Below are 25,254 nucleotides of genomic sequence, written 5' to 3' on the forward strand. Positions count from 1 at the left end.
TCAGCCTTGCCGTGACGGATCGACGGGAACCGGCTCACGGACCGAGCCGGCGACGTGCAGGTACCGCTCCAGTTCGTCAGCGGCCCTCTGGTACCCACCCGCCTTGTGCTGGGCGGCCATCAAGGTCGTCGCGCCCGCTCGGAACCCCGGTTCGTGGAGCAGGCGCCGGGCGAGAACACGTACGGAGCCCCTGGCGACGTCCTGGGTACGGATGGACAGGCCGGCACCGAGCTCGACGACACGGCGGGCCACCATCGGCTGATCGGCGCCCTGCGGGACCAGCAACAGCGGAACCCCGGCGTGCATGGCCTCATTGACGCTGTTCATCCCACCATGGGTGACGAACAGCGCCGCGCGGGCCAGCACCTCCAGTTGCGGCACGAAGCGCCGGGCGAGCACATTCGCCGGCAGCGGCCCCAGCGCGTCGGGATCGGTCTGCCCCGTGGATACGACGACGGTGCCGCCCAGTGGGGCGAGCGCGGTGGCGAAACTGCGCAGCAGCTGCGGATCGGCGTTGAACACCGTGCCCAGCGAGGCGTACAGCACCGGGTCCTGGAGCCGCTCGACCGGGAACGACGGGTCGACAGGGCGGGCGCCGATGCTCGGGCCGACGAAACTGTAGGACCGGTCGAACTCTTCGACGGCGGGCTGGAACTCCCGCGAGGTGTAGACCAGGTTGAGCGGCTGGCGGATGTTGGCCAGGTCGAGCAGTGGCAGCCCACGCGTGTCGAAGCGTCGGCGCAGCTCCCGACGGGACCGCAGATAGCCCTGGACACTGCGGGGCCGAGTCCTCGCATCGGCCAGCAGGGCCCAGGAGCCGCGGGTGGGGCTGGGGACATGCCGGTCGAAGGCGAAGGTGGTGAATGACGCGGCCGCCGGAACGCCGAGTTCGCGGGCGGCGACCGCGCCCCACGGACAGGCGCTGTCGTGGACGATCAGGTCGGGTCGGTCGCGGCGGAGGTCGGTGAGCACAGCGGGCAGCCAGCGGACGGTGGTGCTCGCGAGCGCCTCCATCCATGTGACCGGCGTCGGCTGTTCGGGGAACGGCTGGTCGCCGCCGGGGTAGAGGCACACCGTCGCGCCGGTGGCGTCGATCTCCGCACGGAACGCGGGCGAGGTGTAGTACGTGACGGTGTGACCGCGCCGGACGAGCTCGGCCACGACCGGCAGCGTCGGGTTGATGTGCCCGTGCATGCCGATGTTGAGGAACGCGATGGTACTCACAGGCCCGCCTCCACGGTGGAAGAAGTAGATGCGCCGCCCGGACCGGCGGGTGTCGCCGAAGGGTCGTCGACCCGATACAGCCCCGGCCCGCTGATGTGCAGTCCGTCGAGAAAGCGCCCCGCCGTGTGGGACGCGGTGCTGATCAACCGCCGGGAATGGCCGAAGTCCCAGGGTGTGGGCCAGGACTCAATGCCGGTCGGGAGCACGACGGTCGGGATGCGCTGGGACACCTCGTGCAGATCACGCTCGATCTGATGGTGCAAGAGCAGCAGCCCGGCCCTGGCGGCGATCGCACCGGCACGTGGGCGCGGATGGACGGGGCGCAGCGGCGAGCTCTCCGGCCCCGTCGCCATCACCACGACGCTGGCCGCCCCGGCCTGCAGGGCGGCCAGTACGGGGACATAGGCGACCACTCCGCCGTCGACGAGCGTCCGGCCGTCACGATCCACCGGCGGCAGCATTCCGGGGATGGCCGCGCTGGCCAACAGCGCGGACTCGAGGTCTCCGCGGTCGAGCAGCGTCGGAGCGCCGGTGTCAAGGTCCATGGCCACCGCGGTGAACGGGACCGCCAACTGCTCGATCCGTGACGGCAGTCCGGCCCGGGCGATCAGTCGCCGCAGGCCACGATCGGTGAACACACTGGCTCGTGAGGACAGGTAGCCGAGCGGGTACACCTCGCGGCGGCGCAACCGGGTCCACACGTGGTCCAGCCACGGGGCGGCGCTGTCGGGGTGGGCGGCCGCGATGGCCCCGTTGAGGGCACCCACCGAGGTCCCGATGATCATGTCCGGGACGAAGCCGCGCTGCTCCAGCGCGTATCCGAGACCCACATGTGCCGCTCCGAGCACACCACCGGCGCCCACCACCACGGCCACGGGGTGGGGAAGGGCGTCCAGGCCCGCCGTTGTCGGCCCCTTGGACGGCCGGCTCGACGACCGGGAACGCGTCCCCTTGTCGCCCTTCACAGTTCTACGCCTCTCACGTCCGCGGCCACGCGCCGAGTCACGTTCGCCGAAGCCGCAACGTGCCCACGCGACGGGGATCGGGCGGCCGTCCGATCCGTGACACCGCCGGGCGGCCGAGCGGTGAGAGGAGTACGAGCACGTCGGCAAGACCAACGACGTTTCATGAGAGACCCTTCGGGGGTGCGGCCGTGTCCGGGCCGATCGACACGGCGATTGCGGCAGGGCGTTTCGGTCGGGGGTCGGCCGGCCCGTGCTGCCGACCCTTCGGATGCTGTGGCCGAACTGCCGGGAACCTCAGTCGCTGTGCAGGGCGGTGCGCAGGGCGTGGATGGCCTGCTCCATCGCAGCGGTCGCGGCCTGCGTGGTCCGGAGGGGGTTGAGCATCATGAAGTCGTGCAATGTGCCGTTGATGCGGATGCTCGTGGTGGGAACGTCGGCCTGGGTCAGCTTGCGGGCGTACGCCTCGCCCTCGTCCCGCAGCACGTCGCTGTCGTCGACGATGACGAGCGCGGGCGGCAACCCCTGCAGCTCCGTCAGGCCGGCCCGCAGCGGCGAGGCGGTGATCTCCGCGCGCTGGGCGAAGTCGGTGGTGTAGCAGTCCCAGAACCAGGCCATGGCCTTCGCCGTGAGATAGGGGCCGTCCGCGAACTGCCGGTAGCTCATGGTGTTCTGGGCGGCGTCCGTCACGGGGTAGTACAGCGATTGGTGCACGAAGGTCACGTCACCGCGCTGCTTGGCCATGAGGGTCAGTGCGGCGGCCATGTTGGCGCCGACGGAGTCTCCGGCGACAGCCAGGCGGGAGGTGTCCAGGCCTTCGTCGGCGCCCTTCGCGGTGATCCACCGAGCCGCCGCATACGCCTGTTCGATGGCCACTGGATACTTGGCCTCAGGTGAACGGTCGTACTCCACGAACACGACGACGGCGTTCGTCCCGACGGCCAGTTCGCGAACCAGACGGTCATGCGTGCCGGCGTCGCCCATGACCCAGCCCCCGCCGTGCAGGTAGAGGACGACCGGCAACGTGTCTTGGCCACCGACGGGTTTGACGATGCGTACCGGCACATCGCCCACCTCGGCGGGCACGGTGACCCACTTCTCCTCCACGTCCGGCATCTCCACCGGCACCGCCTGCAGGCCGTACAGGACCTTCCGGGCACCGTCCGGACCGAGTTCGTACAGGAACGGCGGATATGCCGCCACGTCCGCGAGCTCTTGAGCCGCAGTCTCAAGAACGGGCTTGGCCATCGCTGCACTCCTTGGGTCGGCGGAGTTCGTGCCTGCTCTCACCCTTATGACAGGGCACTCGCAGAAGGTGTGACACGAAGACCAAGGTGTGACCGGACATTGTCAGTGATCATCGACGAATGTGACCGTCTCCCCGAGCGGCGACCGGATCGTACGGGCGTCAGCCGCCGCGACGTCCTCGAACCCGATCAACAGGCCGCAGAAGAGGACGAGCTCGTCCGGAGGCAACAGGACCTCCGAGACGGTCCTGTGGTACTTCGCCCATGCCATCTGTGGGCAACTGTGCAACCCTTCGGCGCGAAGCAGCAGCATGACGGTCTGTAAATACATCCCCACGTCGGACCATTGGGCCGGGCCCATGTCGCGGTCGATGTAGCAGAACAGGGCAGCGGGCGCGCCGAAGCACTGCCAGTTCGCGGAGGCGGCCCTCTGCCGGGCCTCCATGTCCTCGCGCGGGATACCCAGTGCCCCGTAGCGCTGCTCGCCGAAGGCGGATCGGCGCTCCCGGTAGGGGGACTTCAGTGCGGGCGGATACTGCTGGTACTCCGCCTCGTCCCAGGGATCGCCCGAGGCCAGGCGCTCACCGGCACGCTTCTTGAGCTCGGCCAGCGGCCCGCCGGTCAGCACGTAGGCGTGCCACGGCTGAAGGTTCGACGCGGACGGCGTCCAGGCCGCGGCGGACACCACGCGCTCCAGTATCTCCCTCGGGACTCGCCGGTCCGTGAATCCCCGCACCGCCCGTCGACTCCTGACGGCCTCATACACGTCCATCCATCACCGCCACCGCGTGGACGGCCGGTTTCACCGCCCCGTCCGAGCGCACCCCGGAGCAGTCAGCCGCGTACGCCGCACGCCTGAAGCTCATCGAGGAACTGGAGCAGGCGGACGCCGTCCTGATCGGCGCCCCCATGCACAACTTCTCGATCCCGTCGACCCTCAAGGCGTGGCTCGACAGCGTGCTCCTGCTCGGCCGCACCGCGGGCGAGAACCCCTCCGCGCGGGGAGTCCCGGTCATCGTTGTCGCCAGCCGCGGCGGCTCGTACAAGCCAGGCACCCCGCGCGAAGGCTTCGAGTTCGTACAGAACTACATGGAGGCCGTCCTCAGGGACACCCTCGGCCTGGACCTCGACTTCATCGTCCCGGAACTCCCTCTGGCGCACCGCAATCCGTCCATGAACGAGTTGATCCCCCTCTACGAGGCGTCCCGCAAGCAGGCCTTCGAGGAAGCGGCCGCCAAGGCCAAGGAACTCGCGGAGCGCCTGGCTGCGTAGCCTGTGCCCCGGGGGACCGGCAGCCCGGCATCGAGGGTGGCCGAGGACGTCTGCGCGTTGGCGCGCTTACGCCTCACCGGTTGCGGGATAGGCGAACCGGGTCAGCAGATCCGTCAGTTGCCCGGGCTCACCGGGCCCCAGTTCGGCGACCAGACTCTCGGCCAGCGGCTCCGCCGCAACATGGGCGGCGTCGAAGAGCTCGACGCCCTCAGGTGTGATCTCCACTTGCCGCACCCGCCGGTCCCCCGGAACGGCCTTGCGCACAGCCAGCCCCTTGCGCTCCAGGTCGTCCACGACACGCATGATGCCCGCCTTGTCCGACCCCGTCGCCGCCGCCAGATCCCGCTGCACAGTGGGTCCGCGGTCGACGAGAACGATGAGCACGGCGAAGTGCCGCAGCTCGATGCCGAGCGGCCGGAGGGCCTCCTCCATCACCGCGGCCGCCCGCCAGTGCGCCCGACGCAGCAAGAGACCCAGAGCGAAAGGCGAGGCGTCCCCGGGGCGGTCGGTCACACGCGACGAGGGCGAGGAGGCGGTTCGGCGAGGAACATCGGCTGCCATGAGGTCACATTACCGCCGTCGACTCGCTCGATACGGTCTCACGTGAAACGATGAACGCTGTGCTGGACCCGGCCGGGGCAGGCCTCTCGTCCAACTAGGCCGAGGTCGCCTCACCTTCCAGTCGCAAGGTGCGTATCTCCTTGCGGGAGGAGATGCCGAGCTTCGAGAACACCTTGCGGAGGTGCCATTCGACCGTGTGCCGGCTGATGAACAACTGCGCGCCGATCTCGGGGTTCGTGAGCCCTTCACCGGCGAGGCGGGCGATCTGGGCCTCCTGGGGGGTGAGGGCCGTGGGCATGGCGACGGTGGGGCTGCGCACTTTCGCCCCCGTGGCCTGGAGTTCGCCCCGCGCGCGTTCGGCGAACGCCTGCGTCCCGAACCGGCTGAACATCTCGTGCGCGACGTCCAGTTGGGCACGGGCGTCGACCCGGCGGTTCTCACGGCGCAGCCACTCGCCGTACAGGAGATGAGCCCGGGCGAGATCCATGCGGACCCGGGTCCGGTCGAGCCGCTCGATGGCCTCGCGATAGAGCTGCTCCGCGGTGTCGCCCTCGCTGAGCAGCGCCCGCGAGCGGGCTTCCACGCCCAGCGCCCAGTCCGTGCCACTGGCTCGCGTCGTCTCCGAGAGCCGCGCGAGCGCGTCGATCGCCTGCTCGGGTGAACCACTGCGTACGGCCGCCTCGATCAGCTCGACCAGGCCCCACCGCGGCGAGGAGAACTCCCGCTGGTCGGCGGCCGGCTCCTGGGCGGCGGCCAGCGCCTGCGCATAATGGCCGAGTCCGTTGCAGAGCACCGCCTCGTGCCAGCGTGCGACGGCGACTATGGCTCCCTGACCGCGCGGTACGGCCTCGGTCACGATCGTGTCGATCAGCGCGCGGGCCTCGCGCTCGCGACCACGCCAGGCGGCGAGGCCCAGGGGCCCGATGCGCGCCGGGTTGCTGTTGCTGGTCACCGCACAAACTGTTCCGGCCTCCTCGTACAGCGCCGCGGCCGCCGCCAGCTCCCCGGCGATGAGGTGCAGATGGGCGCGGGAGTCGAGCGCGTCAGGGAGCGCGCTGAGCACCCCGGCCTCGCGGGTGATCGTCACATGACGGTCCGCGACCACATGCCAGCGCTCGTCGTCCCACAGATCCGAGGCGAGGACGGAGCCGAGCCAGAGCCAGCGCAGCTGGTCCCGGACGGGGATCTCCTCGTCGCAGAGCGCTGCGAGGGCTCGCTGCATCATCGGCGCCGACGCCGGGTGACCGTCAGTGAGACGTACGGCGAGGGCGTCGAGCACCAGGTCGGGTACCTTCGGCAGCGGGGCCGGCGGTGCGTCACGGGCGGCCTCGCCCACTTCCCGCAGTCCTGCCCCCCGCGCCAGACGGCCGGCGAATATCGCCGCCGCGATGGCGTCCAGGTAGGTCTCACGGGCGAGCGCGGCATCGAGCCGTCCGAACCGGCGAGCGGCGGCGAGCAGCAGCGGAGGAGCATCGCCGCCCCGGTTCTGGGCATACGCGATCTCGGCGTGAAGCACATCGATCCGCGCACGCCCCGGCTCGTCGAGGGGTCCGGCCTCCGCCGTGGCGAGGAGCGTGGCCGCCGGTTCGAACGCCCCGGCGTGCAGCTTCGCCTGCGCAGCCTCCACAGCACGCCGCGCGCGGTGGGCGGGGTCCTGTGTCAGCGCGGTCGCGCGCTGGAGGAAGGCAGCCGTCGCCGCGATGCCACCGCGTGCCTGGGCCCGGCCCGCGGAACGCTCCAGCTCGGCGGCGACCGTCTCGTCGGGTCCCGAGGCCGCGTCGGCCAGATGCCAGGCCCGACGATCCGGATCGGTCCGGGCGTCGGTCGCGTCCGCCAGCGCCCGGTGCCCCTCTCGTCGTTCCCTCGGGCCCGCCGCGCGATAGGCCGCCGAGCGCACCAGCGGGTGCCGGAATCGCACCCGGGTGCCGAGTGTGATCAGGTCCGCCACGCCGGGGTGCGACATAGCGGCGTCGACGTCGATCCCCAGCTGCTCCGCGGCACGCCGCAACAGTGTCACGTCGCCCAGCGGCTCGGCGGCGGCGGTGAACAGCAGGCGCTGCGTCTCGGCCGGGAGCGACTGGACACGGCGCAGGAACCCCTGCTCGATCTGGCTCGACAAGGGCCGTGCGTCCGGACGCTCGAAGCCTCCGGCCCGCTCCGCGGCGGTCAGCCCGCGCGGCAGTTCGAGCAGTGCCAGCGGGTTGCCGCGCGACTCGGCGACGATGCGGTCGCGCACCCGCTCGTCGAGCGGCCCGGTGACGACCGAGTCGAGGAGTGTGCGGGAGTCGCGCTCGGTCAGCCCCGTGACAGGCAGCTCGGGGAGGCCGCCCAGAGTCCTGCCGTCGCTGGGCTTGCGGGCGGCGAAGGCCAGCACGACCGATTCCGCGAGCAATCGGCGGGCGACGAACTCCAAGGTCAGCGCCGACGCCTCGTCGAGCCACTGCGCATCGTCGACGAGACAGACCAGCGGCTGCTCTCCTCCGGCGTCCGCGAGGAGACTCAGCGTGGCCAGGCCCACGAGGAACCGGTCGGGCGCATCGCCGGCACGCAGACCGAACGCCGTGCCGAGCGCGTCGCGCTGAGGCTCGGGCAATTGGTCGAGACCGGTGAGCAGCGGAGCGCAGAGCTGATGCAGGCCGGCATAGGAGAGCTCCATCTCGGACTGGACGCCGGCAACCCTGATGATGCGGCATCCGGTGGCACGGCCGAGGAGATGTCTGAGCAGCTCGGTCTTCCCGATCCCCGCCTCACCGCGCAGGACCAGGACCCCGCTGCGCCCGGCTCTGGCACCTGCCACGAGATCGTCGAGAGCCTGGCACTCGTTCTTCCTGCCGAGGAGTCCGGCCCCTGAACGGCTCCTCGCCATGGCAACTCCCCTGTCAGGAATCTTCGATCAGTAACGGTATCCGACCCCGAATCGCCGCGCCTGTGGGTCGCCCGGGGCGAGCCGGCTCAATCGCGGGGCCACACGTCCACGAAGCGTCCTCTCCTGCCTGCAACGCTGCAGGTCAGGGCAGTTCCGGAGGCTTGGCCACGGATCGACCACGGCACGACCACGGAGCCACCTACGGCTTTCAAGGGCGCGATCGGCTGTCCCCCGGCGCCACGTTGGTTGGCGGCGGCGATCAAGCCGCTGCCCCACGGAACAGAGGAGCCCGGTTGTGGACACACACCTGGCAGAAGCCGGCAAAGACCGGGAGACGACGAGTACAACGAGCAACCCGACGACCGGTGACCTGGACTACGCGACGTCGGTGTTCGTCAGCGCCAGGCCCGGACTGCTCAAGATCGCCAGCAGAATCGTCGGGAACTCGAACGAAGCCGAAGACGTCATCCAGGAGACATGGCTTCGGTGGCAAGGCGCCAATGGCAGGGTCGTCACGAACCCACGGGCGCTGCTCAGGACGATAACCGTCCGGCTGGCCATCAACGTCGTCCAGTCCGGGTGGAGACGTCGAGAATCCTGCGCCACTCCCTGGCTGCCGGAACTGGTGGACATTCACGCGACCCCGGAAGCGGCGGCCGAGCGGCAGGACACCGTTGAGCGAGCGGTTCTCCTGCTGATGCAGACACTGACGCCGAGGCAACGCGCCGCGTTCGTCCTACGGCAGGGGTTCGGCTATCCGTACGGCCGGATCTCCGAGATCCTGCGCCTGAGCATCGCCAATGCGAGGCAGCAGGTCACACGCGCCCATCAGCGTCTCGCCAAGAACGATCACACACAGCCGGTGGACGCCGTCGCGTATCGGCGTCTCGTTCAGGCAGTCCTCGCGGCAGCCCGATCCGGTGACCTCACCCAATTGGAAAGTGTGCTTGTCGCAGACGCCGACCCCCCGCCCACCTGCGGGCCGATACCGAACGGGATGAGCGGGTAGTCGTCGCTCTGCAGCTGCCCGAAGTTCCTTCGGTAACGCGTGTGCAGGTGCTTCAGGTGCCGTGTTTGCTGGTGATCTCCTTGTACTCCTGCGCGGTCGGCTTGGCGATCTGAGTGCCCTCGCCGTAGAAGCTCCGGCTGAGCCAGGCATGCAAGCGCCGGGCGAGGCCTGATCCGGCATCCGGGCCTTCCCCGTCTACCGCTGGGCCGGAACCGATCGGCTCGTACTGCACGTGCTGAGTGAGAACGTGGAGTTGCTCTTGGTCCAGCGGCTCGTGCACCTCGACGAACTCGCCGTGCGGCAAACGCTTGATGATGCCGGTCTCACGGCCGTGCAGCACTCTGTCGCGGTCTCGGCGCTGGAGGCCGAGTGCCCATCGCTTCGTGATGACGTAGGCCAGGACCGGCGCGACGAAGAGACCGATGCGAACCGCCCATGTCACCGCGTTGACCGAGACATGGAAGCGGATGGCGATGATGTCGTTCGCGGCACCGATCAGGGCCACCAGATAGAAACTGATCCAGGCGACGCCAAGTGCCGTGCGAACGGGACGGTTGCGGGGCCGGTCGAGCAGGTGCTGCTCACTGTCGTCATCGGTCGCCCAGGACTCGATGAACGGATAGGCGCCCATGGCGAGGAAGAGGCCGCCGCCCACCAGCAGCGGGATCAGATTGTCCAGGGCCAGGGTGTGGCCCCAGAAGGTGATCTCCCAGCCGGGCATGACCCGCAGCAGCCCGTCCGCCACGCCCATGTACCAGTCGGGCTGTGATCCGGCCGAAACCTGGTCGGGGCGGTAGGGGCCGTACAGCCAGACCGGGTTGATCTGGGCGACCGCGGCCATGACGAAGATGGCACCGGCGACCAGGAAGAAGAACCCCGCGGACTTCACGGCACGCACTTTCAGCGGGAGGCCCACAACATTCTTGTTGCTCCGTCCCGGGCCTGGATACTGCGTGTGCCGGTGGTAGAGAACGAGAAGCAGATGGGCGGCGAGCAGCCCCACCATGAGGGCAGGGATGATCAGCACATGGATGGTGTGGAAGCGCGCCACCAGATCATTCCCCGGGAACTCGCCTCCGAAGAGGAGCATTGAGAGGTAGGTTCCGACGATCGGGATGGAGAGGAGTGTGCCGTGCACGACCATGAGTCCGGTCCCGGAAAGAAGGTCGTCCGGAAGGTCGTATCCCGTCAGCCCCCCGAACATCCCCAGGATCAGCAGTAGGAACCCGAAAACCCAGGTGAGTTCGCGGGGCTTGCGGAAGGCACCGGTGAAGAACACCCGCATCATATGAACAAGCATCGCAGCGACAAAGACCAGCGCCGCCCAGTGGTGGGCCTGCCTTATCAGCAGACCGCCACGGACGTCGAAGGAGATATGCATGGTGGAATTGAATGCCTCCGACACCATCTGGCCGCGCAGCGGCGCATAGCTGCCCTGATACTCCACTTCGTTCATCGACGGATGGAAGTACAGCGTCAGATACACACCCGTAACGACGATTATGATGAAGCTGTAGAGGCATATCTCACCCAGCAGGAACGACCAGTGGTCCGGGAAAGCCCTTCGTGCTCTCACCCTGACCAGGCTGTAGACACCCAGGCGCCCATCAGCCCATTCAGCAACCTTTTCCCCCTTTTTCCGTGGCCGCACTTCGCTGTCCTGGTTCCCGTCACCCATACCTCGACCACCATTCATGAACCGTTGGGCATCGAGTCACGGAAGCAGGCTCATGGGCTGCTCCCACCCATAAGACCGAGCGAGCGGCGCGGATGTGACACGCAGGGCCACAAAGCCGATGCGGGAAATCCCGTGCCGCTCCATTCGGCCTGCGGAAATTCGAGCACCAGCAGCTCCGTCACGCCGCCGTGGTGACCGTGCCCTTGGCCCGGCGGGTTCCGCATCGCCTCATCGCTCGGCGTTCGCTCTCCGTCGTACCGCCCCATATGCCTTCCACTTGCCCCATCTGCACAGCCCAGGCGAGGCACTGCTCCACGACAGGGCAACGGCCACAGACGGCCTTGGCGGCGTCGACCTGTTCAAGCGTCAGGCCGCTGACTCCTACAGGGAAGAACAGATCGGGGTCGACGCGTAGGCAAGCCGCCCGTTCGCGCCAATACGTCGCGTAGTCTCCTCGTTCAGCAGTCATGGGAAAGCAAACCTCCGCGGTTCGTCACTCGACAGGAGGCCCCGGATTCGATCAAATTCCTCTCGTCTCCACCAAGAGGCGCCGGGGGCTGTCACATCAGACCGGGCAACCGACCCATGTGTGACAACACCACGCGAACTCGGCCGCGGTGCCGCCGTGCCGGATACCCGGGCAGTGACACCGGAAGACGCTCAGTGGGCCGCCATGTCACAAGATCCGTGCCTGCCCGGTCAAACGGATGGAGCCGGGAAAGGAAGGAGGTGTGTTGGGCGCGAGGACTCAGCCATCGGCTGCCACGGCCCACTTGCCGTGCACAGAGGTGTGCGAAGTGGCTCTGTGCCACCGGGCTGCCGATACCCCACCGAATGCCCCGGAACGTGGACCGGGGGTGGTTGTGATGCGTGGTGCTGTGGGTGAGGGAGGTTGCCGCAATGGATGATGTCGGGGCGGTGCCGATCGGGGAGTTGGTCGAGGAGCGTCGGTATCTGCTGGATGTCGCTTACTGGATGCTCGGCAGTGTCGGTGAGGCGGAGAGGGTGGTCGGTGATGCCTACCGGCGGTGGTACGGGTTGTCCGATGCCGCGCGGCAGGAGATCACGGTGCCCCGGTTGTGGCTTGCCAGGACTGTGGGCGGGATCTCTCTGGATCGGCTGGCCTTCCCGAGCCGGGGGGCGGGCGCCGGGGCGCAGGAGTACGGCACGGGGGCGCGAGCAGAGAAGGAGGGGGTTCAGCGGGCGCTGGGGGACGAGGTCAGTCGCGTTCTGTTGAGTGCCTTGGACTCCTTGTTCCCGGACGAGCGGGCGGCGTTCGTGCTCAACGACGTCTTCGGGATGTCTCCGGGTGCGATCGCGGACATCGTGGGGCGCAGTGAGCCGGAGTGCGCCGAGCTCGCCGACCGGGCCCGGCACAGTCTTCGGCTGCGGCGTTCACATCCCACGACGCCGGCGGAGCACAACGCCCTGGCCCGTGCCGTGTGCCGGGCGTGTGTGAGTGGGGACACCGATCTGCTGGGGTCACTGCTGTGCCCGCATGTCACCGCGTTCTTCGACGGCGGCGGCAAGATCCGTGCACCGGCCCGGCCCGTGCACGGCAGCCGACACGTCGCCCGCAGCATGCTCACCCTCCTGGCCCACTGCCCGCGCACCACGCTGACCACACACTCGGTCAACGGCGCCACCGGCCTCGTCGCCCGCTACGGCGACCAAGTCGCCGCCGTCATCAGCCTCGACATCGCCGATCAGCACATCGCACAGGTCTGGGTCGTCCTCAACCCCGACAAACTCTGCCTCTGGAACCAACCGCCCGCCTCCGGCGGCCCGGATCCACACCAGAACCCGTCACAGCAGGGCGACGGCTGATCCTGATCGCTGTTTCTCACACACCACCCGCCGTGGGGCCGAGATCGGCTGCGCAGCGGAAACGTGAATCAAGGAACGCGGCGATCTTGTTCGGGCTGAACACCCACATCAACTTGTGGATGCCCTCCTTCGAGGCGGCCATCGTCATGAACGCGACGGGTTGGCCGTCTCGGTAGACCATCACGCCCGTACTGCCGTTGGCATCGACCAACCTGGGCTCCGCTTCCCGCCAGAGGACCGGATAGGTCACCATCTTGGCCACACGTGCACGGCCGGTCACCGGTATACGGGCGCAGCCCCGCATACCGTTGCCGTCGGAGAGACTGACGGCATCGGGAGTGAGAAGGGCCTCGAGTGAAGCCACATCCCCCGTTCGAGCCGCTGAGACGAAGACGCTGAGAAGGCGCCGGTGCTCCGCCGTGTCCACGCTCTCCCGATGCTCTTCCGACAGATGCTTACGAGCACGGCTGACGATCTTCCGCACGTTGACGAGGCTGAGTTGAAGGATCTCCGCTATCTCGGGATAGGCGTAGTCGAATGCCTCGCGCAGTACGTATGCGGCGCGTTCCGTAGGGCTCAACTTTTCCAGAACCAACAGCAGCGCCATTTCGAGAGCTTCCGCGCGCTGTGCGCCCACCTCCGGATCCGAGCTGGTGTCGACGGGTTCGGGCAGCCAGGGTCCTAGGTAGGTTTCCCGACGCACCCGCGCGGATTGTCCGACGTTGATGGCCAAGCGGGTCGTCGCAGTCGAGAGGTAGGCCACCGGGCTGACCACCACGGAGCGGTCTGTGTTCTGCCAGCGCAGCCACACTTCCTGGACCACGTCTTCGGCCTCGACCCCGCTGCCGAGCACGCGGTAGGCGATTCCGAAAAGACGGTTCCGGTGCTGCACGAACACGGAAGCAGCCTCGTCGAGGTCACTCGTCGTGGGAGACGGCTCGAGATCCATGGTCCTGCGGTCTCCGTTCCTCCGGTTGCGACTGTCCAGGGCCCTTCTGATGGATCCGCGTGGAACGCCGCGGAGATCCGTCAGAAGGGCCCTGGGGGCGTCCCCACGTGGCGACCACGTGGGGACGCCCGGATCCGACGACTGGCCCAAGAGCACGCTGCTCGAGGCCGCGGTACTGCCGGGTGTTCCGTGCTGCCTGGCTTGGCGGGGTCCCGCGGGGACTGCTGTCACTGGAAGTCACCGCTGCTCCAATCGCATCTCGCTCATAAGACAAGGGTCGGCCCGGTTTTGTGACAGGGGTGGGGCAGCGGGATGTTGCCGACCGACTCCACGAAGGCCGGCCTCGGCCGGCGTGGAGCGCGGCGGACCGAACGCCACCAGAACCAACGGTTGCGGAGGACCTGGCGCGCTTGCGGATCCAGAAGCGGTAGCTAGAAAGGGAGTTGGCCGCGGTCGTGGCGCATCTCAGCTCGGTGCAGCGGGCTCTCAGCGCTCTTGAACCCCTGGTCGAGACCATCTCCGCCGAGCCTGGGCACTACGGTCAAGGCCGCTCCGCAGCCTCGGAATCCGCGAAGTGGCAAGTACCCGGCACCGTCCTGCCGCCACCGGCACCGACATGGACAGGCAGAAGTCGTACGTCAAGCTCACCGAGCAGATCATGGAGTACTTCGCCGGCCTCGGCGATGTCGAGTACGGGCCCGCGATGTCGCTGCGGCTCTCGGCCGTGACACCGACAGCAGAAGCATCAACGGTGTTCGCAGCACCATTGACCGCCTGGTCGGCGCGTCCCGCGGCCAGCGAACCGGCCGGGGCCTCTACCGCGCCAAGCGCTCCTAACCGTGCCTACCTCCTGGTCGATCCCAGACGTGCGTACCTCCTGACCGATGCGGGCCGCAGGTGGCGCGCGCAGTCCTGCGGCGCTGGTGGTTCAACGCATCGTCTCCACGATCACAATGCACAGACCGATCACCGTCACGGTGATCAGGGTCATCGCGGTGAGCGTGCCTCTCAGCCATCGCCGGATGCGGACACGGTGTTGCTCCTCCACCACGCTGAGGCTGCCGGCAATGTGCTCCGTCACCATGCGGGCAACGTGTGTCTGCTCCTCGAGATACCACCGCTCGATATCCGTCTTCTGCTCCCGGGTCAGCCCCGGCGCCCGCGCGGTGAACTCCGCCACGCGCCGGTGTGCTGCTTGCAGATGGGATTTCTGGTAGAGGAAGTTCTCGATGTCGATCAGGCCGCGTTTGGCTTCACTCGAGTCCATGGCGTGCTCCAGGGGAAAGCAAGAAGCCCGGTTGCGGCGATACCGGATCCGGGCGGGTCGAATGCCGGGAGACCTCAACCACTTCATGGAGAATCCCTTCCCTCGCGTGGAGGCTGTCTTTGAGAAGCCGTGAGGACATCGACACGGCATCGTCATGGTGCGGCCTTCACCTCATTTGGACCGGACAGCGCGCCCGTCTGTGACACACACCGGGATCGCACCCTGTGTGTCACATCCGCGCCTCATGCCCGGTCATACGGGTGGCGCTGCACGAGTGGAACTCGGCCCCCAGCATCAACCGCAGTGCCTCGTCTAGACGATCCGCTCCGGAGAGGAATGAAGCGATGACGACGCTGGACGGGCAACCCGCGAGGGAGGTCGCGCGCGCGGACACCGCGGCGCAGGCACCCTCCGGTGAGCCGGACGCCCATCGGCAGACTCCCGCCCAGGTGGCTGAACGGCTCGGCGTCGCCCCAGAGGTGGGCCTGAGCACACGGCAGGTCTCCGAGCGTATGGCGGTCCACGGCGCCAATCGGCTGTCCGAACCGGCCCGACGCCCGGAGTGGCTGAAGTTCCTTGACCAGTTCCGCAACTGGCTCATCGTCATCCTGCTGATCGCCGCCGTGGTGGCCGGAGCCATCGGTGACCTCAGGGACGCACTGGTGATCACCGTCGTTCTGCTGATCAACGCCGTACTCGGATATGGGCAGGAGCGACGCGCCGAGCGCAGTCTGGAGGCGCTGCGCCGCATGCTGGTGCCCACGGCGATGGTTCGCCGCGACGGTACGGAGCAGGTGGTGGAGGCACAGCTCCTCGTGCCGGGAGACGTGGTCCTGCTGGACGCCGGTGACCGCGTACCGGCCGACGGTCGGCTGACCGTCGCCGAGTCGGTCGAGGTGGCCGAGGCCGCACTGACCGGTGAGTCCCAGCCGGTCGCCAAGAGCGTGACGGCCGTCGGCCACACCTCGACCGCCCCGGTGGCACTGGCCGAGCGCACCAGCGTGCTGTTCATGAACACCGCACTGACCCGGGGCCGTGCCGAAATGATCGTCACGGCCACCGGAATGCGCACCGAACTCGGCGCCATCGCCGAGGCGTTGCGCACCGGGACGGAGCCGCCGAGTCCGCTCCAGGTCCAACTGGACAGCCTCGGCCGGCGGCTGGCACTGCTGAGCGGAGTCGCGGTCGTCGCCTATGCCCTGAGCGCATTGGTCCGCGGCGAGTCGCTCGCGGACGTCGCGCTGCAGGCCGTGGCTCTGGCCGTCGCAGCGATCCCCGAAGGGTTGCCCGCCGTGCTGGCTCTGACGCTGGCACTCGGCGTGCACCGCATGGCCCGGCGTGGTGCCATCGTCAAACGACTGGCCTCGGTGGAGTCGCTGGGTGCGGCGACGGTCGTGTGCAGCGACAAGACCGGCACGCTCACCCTCAACGAGATGACCGCGCGGACCTTGTGGACCGCCGGCAGGCTCTACGACGTCAGCGGGGAGGGATACGGGACGGCGGGCGCCATCCGCGTCCCCGGCGCGGATGACACATCGCCCACCGACGATCTCCGTGACGCGGTGCTTCCCTTCGCCCTGTGCAACGACGCACACGTCAGCGGCGGCTACTTCGTCGGAGACCCGACAGAGGCCGCACTGATCGTCCTGGCAGCCAAGGCCGGTGTGGACGCCGACCAGTCGCGTACGGAGCTGCCCCGCGCGGGCGAACTGCCCTTCGACGGGGCCACCAAGTACATGGCCGTCTTCCACACCGAGCCCAACGGCCGCGCCCGCGTCCACGTCAAGGGCGCGGTGGACGTCCTGCTGGGCATGTGCACCCACGTCCTTACCCAGGACGGTGTGCGTGTCCTCGACGAAGGGCACAGGGACGAGATCCTCGCCGTGACGGGGCGGTTCGGCAGCGCCGGCCTACGGGTACTGGGCGCGGCCACCGCCCTGATGGACGGCATGCCGAGCGAGTTCACCCCGGCGGCGCTGCCCGGCCTGACTCTGGTGGCGGTCGCCGGGATCGCCGATCCGCCCCGCCCGCAGGCACGGGACGCGATGGCGTTGTGCCGTACGGCAGGAGTGGCCGTCAAGATGATCACCGGTGATCATGCCGACACCGCGGCGGCCATCGCCCGCGAGCTGGGCATCGACGGCGATGTCGTGACGGGCGCCGAACTGGACCGGATGACGGAGGAACAGCTCTCCGAACGCATCCACGACATCGGTGTCTTCGCCCGAGTCGCCCCGGAGCACAAGGTTGTCATCGTACGAACGTTGGCGAACCGGGGACACATCGTCGCCATGACCGGTGACGGTGTCAACGACGCGGCGGCGCTCCGGGCCGCCCACATCGGCGTGGCCATGGGCATCACCGGCACGGACGTGGCCAAGGAAGCCGCCGATGTGGTCCTCACCGACGACGACTTCTCCACGATCGTGCGGGCCATCGGCGAAGGACGGGCCATCTACGTCAACATCGTCAAGTTCGTACGCTTCCAGCTGTCCACCAACATCGGCGCGATTCTGACCTTGCTCAGTGCTTCCCTCGCCGGTCTGCCCTCCCCGCTCACCGCGGCCCAACTGCTGTGGGTCAACATCATCATGGATGGTCCGCCAGCGATGGCCCTGGCCGTCGACCCCGCCCGAGACGACGTGATGCGCCGCCCGCCGCGCGACCCGCGTGAGCGGATCCTGGACGCCCGCAGGCTCCTCGCCATCGGCTGGGCCGGTGCGGTCATGGCCACGGGTACCGTGACGCTACTGGCCGTCGCCCGCTCGTACGTCGCCCCGGACACCGCACTCACCATGGCGTTCACCACGTTCGTACTGTTCCAGCTGTTCAACGCCCTGTGCGTCCGTGCGGACGACGGCCCGCTGCTGGGCCGACACCAGCTCCGCAACCGCGCGTTGTGGCTGTGCCTGGCCGGCGTCCTTGTCGTTCAGGTCGCCGCCGTCCACCTGCCGTGGGCACACACGGTCTTCGGGACCGTACCGTTGACCGCGACCCAATGGGCCCTGTGCCTGGGCATCGCGTCCACCGTGCTCCTCGCCGAACTCGTCCTGCGCGCCGTACGGTCGGCGCTGCGCGGGGCAGGCGTGCGGGTCTGACGGCAACGGGTCGGACTCGGAGGCACCGGGGGGTCGGTGCATCGGGCCGCACAGGCGGGCGACTGCGCATGCCGGCCTGCGCGGACCCGGTCATGCGGCCGTGTGGTCGCCGGCCTGGCTCTCGTCCGAGCGCTGCACATTACCGCTCGTGACGAACGCGTCCCGTGGGTGCTGAACGGAGGCGAGGGAGATGAGGTCCCTGCCGAACAGGGCCGCGGTGAGCCACACCGTGAGAACGCGGACCTTGCGCTCCCAGGTGGGCACCGCCAGGACGTGATAGCCCCGGTGCATCAGCCAGGCGGCAACGCCCTTGATGACGATGCTCTTGTACTGGAAGATGCCGCGCCCCAGCCCCAGCGTCGCCACCACTCCGAGACTGCTGTGGCGGTAGTTCCGGCTTCTGCCCCCGTGCAGGCTGGCCGCGATGTTCTTCGCGAGGCGCTTGCCCTGCCGTACGGCGTGCTGGGCGTTCGGCACCGTACGTGCCCCAGGTAGCGGCGAGGCCAGGTCCGGAACGGCCGCGTCGTCCCCGGCAGCCCACACCTCCGGCACGAGCTCGGTATCGGTGCCCACGCGAAGATCGGGCCGGACCACAAGCAGGCCCCGCTCGTCAACCGGCAGGTCCGTGTGGTTGTGCACAACCGGGTTCGAGGCGTTGCCCGCGGTCCAGACGATCAGTTCCGAATCGAACTCCTCTCCGCTGGAGAGCACGACACGCCCGTCCACAGTGGAGACGAGTTGCGTGTTCAGGTGCACGTGCGCGCCACGGCGTTCCAAGGAGCGCACCACCCACGCACCCGGCCCGTCGCTCACCTCGGGCAGAATGCGATCCCGGGCCTCGACCAGATGGAACGACAGGTCCTCGATGCTCAGTTCCGGGTAGAACCTGAGCATCGCGGTCGCCAGCGACAGCAGTTCACCGAAGCCCTCGACACCGGTGAACCCGCCGCCCACGAAGGTGACGGTGAGCAGCCTTCGCCGCTCGGCGCCGGGTGGCAGCGACGCCGCCTGGTCGAACGCGGTCAGCAGGCGGTCCCGGATGGCGACCGCTTCCTCCACGTGCTTCAGACCTATGGCCTGCTCCGCCAGACCGGGTATGGGGAACGTCCGTGTCACAGCCCCGGCGGTGACGACGAGAGTGTCGTAGCGCAGTTCGTAGTCGCTTCCGTCCACTGGCCGGACGGTGACCGTCCGGTCCGCGTGACGGATTTCCGTCACGCTTCCCGCGATCAGCCGGGTCCTGCGCAGATGACGCCGCAACGAGACGGCGGCGTGACGCGCCTCGACCGAACCAGCCGTCACCTCCGGCAGGAAGGGCTGGTACGTCATGTACGGGCGCGGGTCGACGACCGTCACTCGCGCCTCTCCTGCCCGCAATTGCTTCTCCAGCCCCCACGCAGTGTAGAAACCCGCATAGCCACCACCGACGATCAGGATTTCACTCATGGTTCCTCTGCTCCCTGTCTGTCTGTCACTGAGACAAGACAGAGCGCCATGGTGTGACAGTCCGGCACGTCCGCTGCGGGTCGGCACAACCGCACCTATCAAGTCCGTGTGGCAGCGAGCGACCGGACTGTACGAACGCGCCGAGCGCCGGCATGACGAGCCCGACGCAAGGGACTATGCCGAGGAACTGCGGAGGTGGCGACCACAGCCGCAGGCCTAACTGATTGTTGCCGCCTCATGCGCGGAACCCGCGCTGGAGCAGTGGCGCTCCACGGGCTGGACGTCGACCACTGTGCGTTCCCGCTCGCGCCCCTGGCGGAACTCGACAACCCGCAGGTGCTCGTCGAACACGGCTGGGATGCTTTTCACCGCTGTTGACCGCATGACCGACGACTGGTCGCGGCCCAGATGGTCCGGCGGTCCCCTCGTCGCACTCGCCCGTGCAACGGCACGTGCTGGGGAGAATCTGGGGAGTTCTCGACGGTCCTGGGGAGCGCGTGGGGAGGGCCGACTGCGCAACTCGGCACGTTCCTGAAAGACGTCGAAAGACTCATCTGCGCAGGTCAGCGGCGCCAGGAATCGCCTCGTCGCAGGTCAGAGGTGTCCGGCAGACAACTTCAAGAAGATCTCCTTGCCCACCAACGGCCGCTCATCAAGTGGTCTGACCAGCCCGACAGCACACCTAACGCCCCATCAAAACGACGTCAAATAAGCGTCACAAGCGTCATTTCAGCGTCAAGATAACGCCCACACCGCACATAACACGCACGCACAAACCCGCAGGTCAGGAACCCTTCGCGACAGGTTCAAGGATCGCCACGCACTCCACATGATGCGGCACGGTGAATACCGTGCCGGACGGGTGGCACGAGCCTCCAGTTCCCGATGAGGAACTCCGGGCCGACGCCGATCGCTTCAGCTCCTCCGTCAGGGTCGCGGGGGCGATGGCGCGGCCGAGCCGCTTGGGCTCGTGGACGACGAGGGTGATGCGAGACGCCGGACGCACGCAACTCGCGGGTATGAGGGACGGCCTTCTCCGACTCGGGTCGCTTGGCTCGTCAGCGGTCCAACGAGTCCCAGAAGTCGGTGAGCACCTGGGCGCCACGGCCGGGGTCCTGGGTCATCCACCAGTGGCCGAGCCCGTCGAGCGTCGCGGTGCGGGCGCCGGCCAGCCGCGCGGTGCGGGACCGCTGTTCGTCGGTCCCGGCCAAGAGGTCCTCGGTGGCGAGCAGGGCGAGGCCCGGCCGCTGCGCCGCGCGTTCAAGGTTCCGGCCCAGTTCGGCCATCACCGGTTGGGCGGCTGATCGGTAGAGCGCGTGTGCGGCCCGCCCCATCGCCTCGTCCTGGCCTACCGCGACCCGCTTCGCCACCGCCTCGCTCATGCCGAACTTCACAAGCATCGCGACCCGCATCGCGAGGTCCGGGCCGAGCGGGACGGCGGGGTCCGGTCCCGCGCTCTCCGGCACCTGCTGACTCAGGGCAAACTCGTGCCACACGTAGTCCGGGTCGAACAGGCCGATCACATCGCTGACCCAGCTGCGCACGAGGTCCGGGCGGGCCATCACCGCGTTGAGGGCGTGTGCGCCGCCCCAGTCGTGCCCGACCAGGTCGACGGGCTCAGCGAAACGCTCCAGTTCGCCGATGAGCCAGTCCCGGTAGTCACCGACGCTCGCACCGAACCCTGTCGGCAAGGGCGCCCCGAAACCGGGCGGGGACAGGCGGATCGGGCCGGGTCGAGCGGGAGCGATGCGTTCGAGCTCGACGAGCAGCGGCTCCCAGACCTCCGGCGTCTCAGGGAAGCCGTGGACGAAAACGGTTGGCATGGCGGGAACTCCGTTCATGTTGGTCGCGATCGACTTCGCGACCGACTTCGTAACTGACCATATGACCAATCTGGTCAGTGAGTATAGTCTGGGGGCATGAAGACGAACACCACACCGCGACAGCGGGCTCTTGTAGTCGGACTCGGCGTCAGCGGAACCGCCTCCGCGCTGCGGCTGCACAAGGCAGGCTGGGACGTTGCCGTCCTGGAGAAGGCAGCCGAACGCCGCCGCGGCGGGTACTTCCTCACCCTCTTCGGCACCGGGATCACCGCGGCCGAGCGCCTGGGCATCGATGTCCCGGACCGCTTCTCGGAGGACATCGCCTACTACAACGTCGATCGCGCGGGCCGGCGGCGGCGCGGCATGGGCTTCGCCGAGGCCGTGGCCGGCGAGTCACGCCCGGTCGTGCGCGGCGACGTCGAGCAGGCCGCGTTCGACGCCCTGCCCGAGGACGTGGAGATCCGGTACTCGTCCGTTCCGGTCGCGCTGCGCCAGGACGCGGAAGGCGTGCAGGTCGACATCGAGGACCGGGCCGCGGGGACGGTGACCACCGAACAGTTCGACCTCGTGGTCGGGGCCGACGGCCTGCGCTCGACCGTGCGCCGGCTGGCGTTCGGGCCCGACGAAGGCCGCATCCACCGTCTCGGCTACATGCTCGCGGCGTGCGCCCTGCCCAGCTCGGTCCCCGGTTTCCGGGGCACGGACGGAATCGTCATGTCCGAGCTGGGCCGGTCGGCATGGGTGTTCGCCTTCGCCGACCGGCCACCGACGGTGCTGTTCAACTACCGGACCGACGATGTGGACGGCGAGTTCACCCGGCCCGCCATCGACTCTCTGCGGGCGGTGTTCGGACCGGAGCCCACGGGCTCGACGCTCGGCTGGCTGCTCGACCAGTTCGAGCTGGCGCCAGACCACCTGTTCGACACCGCCGAGCAGGTACGGCTCGACACATGGCACCAGGGCAGGGTGGTGCTCGTCGGTGACTCGGCGTGGTGCCTGACCCTCTACTCCGGGATGGGGGCCTCCAGCGGGCTGGCCGGGGCCGACATGCTGGGCACGATGCTGGAGCGGTATCCCGGGGACGTGCCGCGGGCGCTGCGGGCCTGGGAGGCGAAAATCCGCCCCTTCATCGAGTTCCACCAGGAGACCGGCATAGCCATGCGCAAGCTCTTCGTCCCGGCCGACCACACCGAGTACCAGATCCGGTCCCTCTTCGACCACGTGGTGGGGACGACGGTCGGCAGAACGGTCATCTCGAAGCTGGAGCACCGCAGCAAGGCTTCCCGGATGAAGACGGTCGACATCGGCCTGACGTGACCCGCCCCTGGAGCCCGCCGCACGGTCGGCTCACCTCCGTGAACCCCCATGACATCATGCTGCCGAAGAACGAACGGGAGGACACACCACGGTGAGCCGGCTGATCGAACACGACTCCGTCAAGGCGGCCAGAATCCTCGACAGCGCGCGCGAGCTGGTCCTCGAACACGGCGTCCGCAAGGTGACCATCGCCGAGATCGCCGCGGCCGCGGGCGTGGGCAAGGGCACGGTCTACCTGTACTGGGAAACCAAGGAAGACCTGTTCGTGGGGCTGGCCGCGCGCGAGGTACTGGCCTGGATCAAGACCGTCAACAACCAGATCGCCCAGGACCCGCAGTCCATCCTGCCCCGCCGTCTCGCTCCGCTGCTTGTCCGTACGACACTGAGCAACCCGTGGCTGCGGTGGCTCCAGAGCGACGACAGCGCCATGCGGCAGCTGCTCCACCGCCCCGCCGACCAAGAGCGCTTCGCCGAGGCCACCACGAGCGCGATGGGCAATGCGGTCGTAACGATCCTTCGTGACCACGGGATCGTGCGCGACGATCTCCCGCTGTCCAGGCAGATTTACGCCCTGCACGCCGTGCTGGTCGGGTTCGTCACCGTCATGAACAACGCCGATGTCGCAGGCCCGCTCAGCATCGACGATCCCGAATCCGCCCTGGCGGACACCGTCCAACTGCTGCTCGAACGGCCTCGCGACCCCGCCGCACGCGATGTCGCCAAGGCCGCGGAAGCGGTGCAGGCCCGGTTCACCGAGATTCACGACAACCTGCTGGGACTCGTTGCGTCGGGCGCCGCCGGAACCAGATGACCCGGGTCCTCAAGCCCGTGCCGTTCAGCTGCGGATGAGCCGACGCGGCGCAGGGCCAGGCTGCGTGCCTCCGTGCTGCGTGACACGAAGCGCACCAGGCGCGGCAAGGCGGCGAACCCGGCCGGGGACGCCAGGTCATGCTCAAGGACGAGCCGGCATCCCTGCTCCTTCCGCGCTTCAGCGTCGGGATCGCATTGCTCTGCCAGTCGTAGTCCGCCCACGCCTCCGCAGGCACTTTCACCTGCTGGGCCAGGTACTCGGACCGCGGCTGTTCCCCTTTGAGTGGCGGACACGGCCACGCAGGGGAGGCCTGCCGGGCAGGTGGCCGTGGCCGATGCCGGTCACGACCGCAGCGCCGCCTTCCTGCTCAGGCTGTCGCCCGCGCGGCCACCACCGAGCCGTGTCAGGGCGACTGCAGCGAGCTGGGTCCCACTCGCCCACTCTCGCGACGCTCCCCGGCGCCTGCCTGACCTCGTCAGGGCCGCGTTACGCCACTCGCGGCGGAAGGGGCGGCGTTCCCGCCGCACCCCATGTGTGTTACGTCACATCTGCAAACTGTCACACCCGATGCGCGGCTGGTGTCTCAATGCCGAGTCCACAAACACCAGGGAGACATGATGAACGGGAACGTCGAGGTAGTCGTGATCGGCGGTGGGTACGGGGGCGTGACGGCGGCCAACAGCCTGGCGCGGCGCGATGGTGTGTCGGTGACCGTGATCAATCCGCGTCCCGAGTTCGTCGAGCGGATCCGCCTGCACCAGCGCGTGACCGGCTCCGATGACGCGACCGAGGGTTTTGTGAGGGTCATGGGCGCAAACGTCCGGCTGGTGGTCGACACCGCGACCCGGATCGACGCTGCCGAGCGCCAGGTGTCGCTGGCGGGCGGTGGCACGGTCTCCTACGACTACCTGGTCTACGCGGTGGGCAGCGGCGCCGCCGATCCCGGCGTACCCGGAGCGGCGGAGTTCGCCTATTGGGTGTCGGACCTGGAGGGGGCGGAACGACTGCGGTCGGCGCTGGATGCGGCGCCCGCGTCGGATCCGGTGACCGTGGTCGGGGCCGGCCCGACCGGCCTGGAGACCGCTGCCGAGCTGGCGGAAGCGGGTCGCAAGGTCACCCTGGTCTGCGGCGACGTGCTCGGCCCCTCCCTGCACGCCCGGGGCCGCCGCCCGGTCGCCCGCCGGCTCGCCAGGCTGGGTGTGACCGTCCTCGAAGGTCCCGGCGCGCAGGTGACGGAAGTGACACAGGACGCCGTGCAGCTCGACGACGGCCGCGAGCTGCCCAGCGCGGTGACGATCTGGACCGCGGGATTCCGTGTCCCGGACCTGGCCGCCCGCAGCGGGCTGCGCACCGACGCCGCCGGCCGCCTGGTCACCGACGCGACGCTGACCTGTGTTGACGACGAGCGCATCGTCGCCGCCGGGGACGCGGGGGTGATGCCGGACCATCCGTTCCGGATGAGCTGCCAGGCGGCCGTGCAGCTGGGCCCGGCGGCCGCCGCCACGATTCTGCGCCGGATCGCGGGGAAGACACCCGCTCCCGTCCGGATGTTCTTCGCCGGGCAGTGCCTCAGCCTCGGCCGGGACGAGGGCGTCACCCAGTTCTCCTACCCGAACGACAGGGTGAACGCGCTCCACATCGGCGGTCGGCCGGGTGCCGGCGTCAAGGAGATCGCCTGCCGGTTCACCCTCGGCAAGCTGGTGTCCGGGGCGCGCAAGGCCGGTTCCCGCGCATCCCACGGCGACGACACCGATCGCCTGGAGACGCCTCGGCCGGAACACCGCACGACACCGTCCAACACCCGACCCGCGGCTTAGAGCCTGCCCGGCAGATCATGCCAGCGTCGCGGGGCCTGGCACGCCCATCTGCGGCGTTGTCGTCAGTCGCCGACGCGCCG

At 68.7% G+C, this 25,254-nt stretch carries 18 protein-coding genes and 2 pseudogenes; 8 read left to right on the forward strand and 12 right to left on the reverse strand.

Going from position 1 to position 25,254, the window contains the following annotated elements; translation table 11 throughout:
- The 4 genes from ACZ5VQ_RS00175 to ACZ5VQ_RS00190 all read right to left on the reverse strand — a co-directional run bounded on the left by ACZ5VQ_RS00175 (window position 1) and on the right by ACZ5VQ_RS00190 (window position 4,205).
- On the reverse strand, window positions 1-1,224 hold the full coding sequence (locus ACZ5VQ_RS00175; protein ID WP_469102924.1) for a macrolide family glycosyltransferase: 1,224 nt from the start codon (window positions 1,222-1,224) through the stop codon (window positions 1-3).
- On the reverse strand, window positions 1,221-2,189 hold the full coding sequence (locus tag ACZ5VQ_RS00180; RefSeq protein WP_469102925.1) for a patatin-like phospholipase family protein: 969 nt from the start codon (window positions 2,187-2,189) through the stop codon (window positions 1,221-1,223). Before ACZ5VQ_RS00180 ends, ACZ5VQ_RS00175 begins: the two co-directional genes overlap by 4 nt.
- 294 nt (window positions 2,190-2,483) lie before the next feature.
- A complete protein-coding gene (locus tag ACZ5VQ_RS00185) occupies window positions 2,484-3,434 on the reverse strand; it encodes an alpha/beta hydrolase (protein WP_469102926.1) in 951 nt (316 codons plus the stop codon).
- 102 nt (window positions 3,435-3,536) lie between these two features.
- On the reverse strand, window positions 3,537-4,205 hold the full coding sequence (locus ACZ5VQ_RS00190; RefSeq protein ID WP_469102927.1) for a nitroreductase: 669 nt from the start codon (window positions 4,203-4,205) through the stop codon (window positions 3,537-3,539).
- Here ACZ5VQ_RS00190 and ACZ5VQ_RS00195 point away from each other — a divergent pair.
- Window positions 4,202-4,705 (forward strand): annotated as a pseudogene (locus ACZ5VQ_RS00195) (NAD(P)H-dependent oxidoreductase); the annotation flags it as partial. The gene ACZ5VQ_RS00190 and the pseudogene ACZ5VQ_RS00195 overlap by 4 nt on opposite strands.
- A 66-nt stretch (window positions 4,706-4,771) precedes the next feature.
- Here the strand turns inward: ACZ5VQ_RS00195 and ACZ5VQ_RS00200 are convergent.
- Window positions 4,772-5,266, reverse strand: a complete 495-nt coding sequence (locus tag ACZ5VQ_RS00200) for a MarR family winged helix-turn-helix transcriptional regulator (protein ID WP_469102928.1) — start codon at window positions 5,264-5,266, stop codon at window positions 4,772-4,774.
- A 94-nt stretch (window positions 5,267-5,360) separates the two neighbouring features.
- Window positions 5,361-8,132, reverse strand: a complete 2,772-nt coding sequence (locus tag ACZ5VQ_RS00205; RefSeq protein ID WP_469102929.1) for an ATP-binding protein — start codon at window positions 8,130-8,132, stop codon at window positions 5,361-5,363.
- A gap of 295 nt (window positions 8,133-8,427) precedes the next feature.
- Between ACZ5VQ_RS00205 and ACZ5VQ_RS00210 the strand changes: the two genes are divergently transcribed.
- Complete coding sequence (locus ACZ5VQ_RS00210) at window positions 8,428-9,141, forward strand: sigma-70 family RNA polymerase sigma factor (protein ID WP_469102930.1); 714 nt, start codon at window positions 8,428-8,430, stop codon at window positions 9,139-9,141.
- A 52-nt stretch (window positions 9,142-9,193) separates the two neighbouring features.
- On the opposite strand, the gene qcrB is transcribed toward ACZ5VQ_RS00210, so the two are convergent.
- Together qcrB and ACZ5VQ_RS00220 are read right to left on the reverse strand one after the other, a co-directional pair.
- Window positions 9,194-10,819 (reverse strand): cytochrome bc1 complex cytochrome b subunit, encoded by a 1,626-nt coding sequence (qcrB, locus tag ACZ5VQ_RS00215; protein ID WP_469102931.1) that lies wholly within the window; start codon window positions 10,817-10,819, stop codon window positions 9,194-9,196.
- A gap of 178 nt (window positions 10,820-10,997) precedes the next feature.
- On the reverse strand, window positions 10,998-11,288 hold the full coding sequence (locus tag ACZ5VQ_RS00220; protein WP_469102932.1) for a WhiB family transcriptional regulator: 291 nt from the start codon (window positions 11,286-11,288) through the stop codon (window positions 10,998-11,000).
- Window positions 11,289-11,719: 431 nt separating this feature from the next.
- Here ACZ5VQ_RS00220 and ACZ5VQ_RS00225 point away from each other — a divergent pair, with 431 nt between their 5' ends.
- Window positions 11,720-12,646 carry a sigma factor-like helix-turn-helix DNA-binding protein gene (locus ACZ5VQ_RS00225; protein ID WP_469102933.1) on the forward strand — a complete coding sequence of 309 codons (927 nt, stop codon included), beginning with the start codon at window positions 11,720-11,722 and terminating at the stop codon, window positions 12,644-12,646.
- Between the two features lie 16 nt (window positions 12,647-12,662).
- Here the strand turns inward: ACZ5VQ_RS00225 and ACZ5VQ_RS00230 are convergent, their stop codons facing one another.
- Window positions 12,663-13,595: a sigma-70 family RNA polymerase sigma factor gene (locus tag ACZ5VQ_RS00230; protein WP_469102934.1), complete on the reverse strand. Its 933-nt coding sequence runs from the start codon at window positions 13,593-13,595 to the stop codon at window positions 12,663-12,665.
- Between the two features lie 395 nt (window positions 13,596-13,990).
- Here ACZ5VQ_RS00230 and ACZ5VQ_RS00235 point away from each other — a divergent pair.
- Window positions 13,991-14,432: pseudogene (locus ACZ5VQ_RS00235) on the forward strand (hypothetical protein); the annotation flags it as partial.
- 91 nt (window positions 14,433-14,523) lie between these two features.
- Here the strand turns inward: ACZ5VQ_RS00235 and ACZ5VQ_RS00240 are convergent.
- Window positions 14,524-14,862 (reverse strand): hypothetical protein, encoded by a 339-nt coding sequence (locus tag ACZ5VQ_RS00240; protein WP_469102935.1) that lies wholly within the window; start codon window positions 14,860-14,862, stop codon window positions 14,524-14,526.
- Window positions 14,863-15,206: 344 nt separating this feature from the next.
- On the opposite strand from ACZ5VQ_RS00240, the gene ACZ5VQ_RS00245 reads away from it, so the two are divergent.
- A complete protein-coding gene (locus ACZ5VQ_RS00245; RefSeq protein WP_469102936.1) occupies window positions 15,207-17,960 on the forward strand; it encodes a cation-translocating P-type ATPase in 2,754 nt (917 codons plus the stop codon).
- Between the two features lie 90 nt (window positions 17,961-18,050).
- Here the strand turns inward: ACZ5VQ_RS00245 and ACZ5VQ_RS00250 are convergent, their stop codons facing one another.
- Window positions 18,051-19,406 (reverse strand): NAD(P)/FAD-dependent oxidoreductase, encoded by a 1,356-nt coding sequence (locus ACZ5VQ_RS00250; protein ID WP_469102937.1) that lies wholly within the window; start codon window positions 19,404-19,406, stop codon window positions 18,051-18,053.
- 1,058 nt (window positions 19,407-20,464) lie between these two features.
- Window positions 20,465-21,229: an alpha/beta fold hydrolase gene (locus ACZ5VQ_RS00255; RefSeq protein WP_469102938.1), complete on the reverse strand. Its 765-nt coding sequence runs from the start codon at window positions 21,227-21,229 to the stop codon at window positions 20,465-20,467.
- A 96-nt stretch (window positions 21,230-21,325) separates the two neighbouring features.
- On the opposite strand from ACZ5VQ_RS00255, the gene ACZ5VQ_RS00260 reads away from it, so the two are divergent.
- From ACZ5VQ_RS00260 to ACZ5VQ_RS00270, 3 genes are all read left to right on the forward strand, one after another.
- A complete protein-coding gene (locus tag ACZ5VQ_RS00260; RefSeq protein WP_469102939.1) occupies window positions 21,326-22,546 on the forward strand; it encodes an FAD-dependent monooxygenase in 1,221 nt (406 codons plus the stop codon).
- A 91-nt stretch (window positions 22,547-22,637) separates the two neighbouring features.
- Window positions 22,638-23,357: a TetR/AcrR family transcriptional regulator gene (locus tag ACZ5VQ_RS00265; RefSeq protein ID WP_469102940.1), complete on the forward strand. Its 720-nt coding sequence runs from the start codon at window positions 22,638-22,640 to the stop codon at window positions 23,355-23,357.
- A gap of 617 nt (window positions 23,358-23,974) precedes the next feature.
- Entirely contained in the window at window positions 23,975-25,174 is a 1,200-nt protein-coding gene (locus ACZ5VQ_RS00270; RefSeq protein ID WP_469103541.1) for an NAD(P)/FAD-dependent oxidoreductase, read from the forward strand.
- Window positions 25,175-25,254: the final 80 nt, after the last annotated feature.

It is taken from the genome of Streptomyces sp. NPDC033178, assembly GCF_055577685.1.

Coding starts and splice junctions, on each gene's coding strand:
- ACZ5VQ_RS00185 (WP_469102926.1), bottom strand. CDS start 3,434: ATGGCCAAGCCCGTTCTTGAGACTGCGGCTCAAGAGCTCGCGGACGTG.
- ACZ5VQ_RS00190 (WP_469102927.1), bottom strand. CDS start 4,205: ATGGACGTGTATGAGGCCGTCAGGAGTCGACGGGCGGTGCGGGGATTC.
- ACZ5VQ_RS00200 (WP_469102928.1), bottom strand. CDS start 5,266: ATGGCAGCCGATGTTCCTCGCCGAACCGCCTCCTCGCCCTCGTCGCGT.
- ACZ5VQ_RS00205 (WP_469102929.1), bottom strand. CDS start 8,132: ATGGCGAGGAGCCGTTCAGGGGCCGGACTCCTCGGCAGGAAGAACGAG.
- qcrB (WP_469102931.1), bottom strand. CDS start 10,819: ATGGGTGACGGGAACCAGGACAGCGAAGTGCGGCCACGGAAAAAGGGG.
- ACZ5VQ_RS00220 (WP_469102932.1), bottom strand. CDS start 11,288: ATGACTGCTGAACGAGGAGACTACGCGACGTATTGGCGCGAACGGGCG.
- ACZ5VQ_RS00225 (WP_469102933.1), top strand. CDS start 11,720: ATGGATGATGTCGGGGCGGTGCCGATCGGGGAGTTGGTCGAGGAGCGT.
- ACZ5VQ_RS00230 (WP_469102934.1), bottom strand. CDS start 13,595: ATGGATCTCGAGCCGTCTCCCACGACGAGTGACCTCGACGAGGCTGCT.
- ACZ5VQ_RS00240 (WP_469102935.1), bottom strand. CDS start 14,862: ATGGACTCGAGTGAAGCCAAACGCGGCCTGATCGACATCGAGAACTTC.
- ACZ5VQ_RS00245 (WP_469102936.1), top strand. CDS start 15,207: ATGACGACGCTGGACGGGCAACCCGCGAGGGAGGTCGCGCGCGCGGAC.
- ACZ5VQ_RS00250 (WP_469102937.1), bottom strand. CDS start 19,406: ATGAGTGAAATCCTGATCGTCGGTGGTGGCTATGCGGGTTTCTACACT.
- ACZ5VQ_RS00255 (WP_469102938.1), bottom strand. CDS start 21,229: ATGCCAACCGTTTTCGTCCACGGCTTCCCTGAGACGCCGGAGGTCTGG.
- ACZ5VQ_RS00260 (WP_469102939.1), top strand. CDS start 21,326: ATGAAGACGAACACCACACCGCGACAGCGGGCTCTTGTAGTCGGACTC.
- ACZ5VQ_RS00270 (WP_469103541.1), top strand. CDS start 23,975: ATGAACGGGAACGTCGAGGTAGTCGTGATCGGCGGTGGGTACGGGGGC.